The sequence below is a fragment of the Pseudomonas sp. RIT-PI-a genome, assembly GCF_001187875.1.
In the GTDB taxonomy this organism is placed as follows: domain Bacteria; phylum Pseudomonadota; class Gammaproteobacteria; order Pseudomonadales; family Pseudomonadaceae; genus Aquipseudomonas; species Aquipseudomonas coleopterorum.
Map to the genome: position 1 here is coordinate 1 of NZ_LGIR01000005.1, position 3,257 is coordinate 3,257.

A 3,257-nucleotide genomic window follows, 5' to 3' on the forward strand; every position below is an offset into this window, starting at 1 on the left:
TGATGGCGGGAGACTGACTTTGCTGGATCTCCAGCTGAAGCAGGCGCAGGAAATTGTTGAGGGTCGTCATGGCAGGGCTCTTGTGAAGTTGAAGTGGAGAGCGACTGCTGTGACGTTAGTTGTGGAATAGGAAAATAACCGGTCGAAAATATAGGCGTTTATTTACTGCATCAAGCGCGTATGATCAAAGTACAGCGTGGCGCTGAAAGTTAATATTCATGAGTGCAATATTTGTGAAGAAATATTCTCGAATTCTGCAGTGTTGGCTCTGGTTAAAGTACAGGGTGAGGGAGAAGGCTGTTTTAAATGCAGGTTAAATTTGCAGCAAGCGATGGGCGAGAATGAGCTCGATAAGCCGCCACCCAACGCCGCCCTTTTCAATACATACGGGACGCTCGCGTGGTACAACCTTCAGCCTCGTCGCCAGAACAGCTACCAGCAAGGCTTCAGTGACGAACTGTGCCACGTCGAGCAGGCGAGGTGTCGCCGTCTACATGTTCAAACGTCCAAAGACGCGGAGATAATGAAATATAGGATGATCAGACGTACGACAATAGGCAGGTCGGGTCGGCTTGACCATGGCGTGGAGCACCTGGGATGGTGCAGCCAGATATCGCTACTAAGCGCAAGATGGCGACTGGGACACAGGCTAGCAGACCGGGATCGTAGGAACCAAGCGCACAAGAGGTGGCCTGCGCGCAGCCGCCGTAAACGCTTGGGCAAACCACAAAACGCCTGCCTTTGAGCTATGGCGCTGGCGCCGGAAAATTTGTTCAAGCCCATGAATCTGGTCGCTGAGTTAGCAGCGACTGATCAACAACCTGCAGACATAGCCAGAAGCGGATGGCGGTGCGATGAATCACAGTGATCGATTCCTTCCTCCTGTCAAAGCAGGGATGCTGAGCGGGGCAGTCACTTGATACCTGGACGCCCACCCTACAGCAGTACCTAGCAGACGCAAAGAAACGCGTATTCCAGGTCTATCTTTAGCTTTCGATAATCGGTGAACTAACGTGTCCTCAGTAACTCGTCTTTCCTATAAGCAGGCTGCTGGATGTGTATAGGCTTCAATGCACAGGAGACGAAGTCCGGTCGTTGATATTCAACGACCGGATTGATAATCCTGCAACTATAAAGCTACAAACTCAAAAGACTGCCTACCGTCAGGTCAAAACAAGCTCACCTAATGTCGAGCCAGTCGAGCCAATTGCAGGCTTGCCAGCACCAGGCGTTTCAAGCGTTCTTTATGCCAAACCCAGAGGATGACTGCCCTATATTTCCCCCTGGTAGCGATTCAGTAGCGCCGGTATCCGGGTTGTAAGCATACTTCTTGCCAGCACTCGGGGATGTACTGGTCCAGCATCGACTGTTGATGCCTGGACTGCCGTTGTAAGCAGTCCTCATTGCTTGCCATTCTGGTAAAGTTGGAATTCGTCCCCCCATACTCTGAGCGGCTGCTTCGCACGACGGATAAAAAGACCATTTTCCTGTACCAAAGCTTACCTGAACGTTGGAAACAGTCACGTTATACGAACGGGTCTGTCCTGCCGCGTCCTGAACCGTCACAACGGCAGTCCCATTAGCCTTCGAGACGATGCGGCCCGTAGTGGCATCAAGCCAAATGATATTGGATGCACTTGTAGTGTATCGGTAAGGTGGCGATCCTCCCGTGGCGCTCCGGTTCGCATAGGCGTTAGCGGGCGGGTTGGTCGGCATCACACCTGCTGACAAGAACACCCAGCCGCTGAGCTGTAATGGGGTTTGGTCAATAACCAAAGCGACCATCACCCTGAACGTCCATGCCGACGATACCTGTCCAGCGCCGTAATTGGCCCGGGCTGTAAGCGAGTGCGAACCTACTGCCAGGGCTGCTACGGTCAGGCTCCACCTCCCGCTGGCGTTCACGGCCGTGGTGCCTTTGGAGCTGCCGCCGTCGAGAACTTCTATCCGTTGGTTGGCGGTCGCAGTCCCGGTCAGCGTTACTTGAGTGTCGAAAGTATTACCGCCATTGGCCACATTGCCTCGTGAGTCGGTGACATTGGTGATTGTCGGTCTGGTATCCGCCAGTTGAGTGAAGGTACGCGCACTCGAGCTTTGCTCGGACCCATACAGAGCCTTAGCGGTGATTGAATGTGCGCCGTTGCCCAAGCCTGTCAGAGTCATGCTCCAGATGCCGCTGGCATTCGCCGTGGGAGTGCCCTTGGAGGTGCTGCCGTCGAAAACCTCCACTCGCTGGTTGGCGGTCGCAGTCCCGGTCACCGTCACTTGAGTATCGAAGGTATTACCGCCATTGGCCACCGTGCCTCTTGAGTCGGTGACATTGGTAATTGTCGGCTTGTTATCTGCCAAGGCTTTAACCGTGTAAGTTTTGCTGGTAAACGCAGTCGCCAGGCTTTCGTTCAAGCCTTCGTCCAGAGCTACCTTCAATGTCACGGTCAAGGCACTGCCATCTTTTAGGTTCTTCAGCTCGCCGGCAGATGTTGGCCATGTATAGGAACCGTTGTTCTTCCAGGCGTTATTGACTCCAGTACTTCCATCCAAAACATGTTTCACATAAGTGCTGTTGTCCGAGTTGGTACCGCTCAGGCGAAGCCAAGTGGTTTGCCCGACTGCGATCAACGGCCATCTACCGACTTTGATGTGCGCGTCGGTACCGGTCAAAGCATTGACATCAAACTCCGGCCCCGCCCCACCATTAGCCGCTTCCACGATGAACAACTCGCTCAACGCCGATGCCGGTATTGCACCGATCTGGAAGTTGGTGGGTACCGACGAGCCTACCGTGTTACCGCCACGGAAGATCACATAGACGACAAGCACGGTTTTTCCAAGGCTCTTTGCAAGTACGTCCGCAGGTATGGCAACACGCGCCTCGCCAGCGGTTTCATCATCCAACCACGGTATGGTGAGGTCGGTTTGATCAGGCAGGCGCCACACCAGGGCCACTATATCGTGCTGTTGAATCCGGCTGTCGGTGATGACCACTGTAGCGGTGTTGCTGTCGTATTGCGTAGCCGGTTTCACCGGTGACCAGGGGTTGACCTGGCTTCCTGACGCATCCACCAGCTTGGGCAGCGGCCAAGGCCGTTCCGCCGCCGCCCCGACATGTAGCTGCAGCCGCTGCGAGCTGCCCACCGGCTGGCTGTTGCGGGTGGCCTCGTACCAAACCTCTACGTAGCCATTGCTATTGCCAGCGATGTAAGGATCACTGGCCAACGTGACTTCCAGGTTGCCCGAGCTTGGAAATGGCTGGTTGG

General features: G+C 54.6%; 1 pseudogene. It reads right to left on the bottom strand.

The features are described from left to right. Positions 1-1,233: 1,233 nt before the first annotated feature. A pseudogene (locus AC788_RS02050) lies at positions 1,234-3,257 on the bottom strand (Ig-like domain-containing protein); the annotation flags it as partial.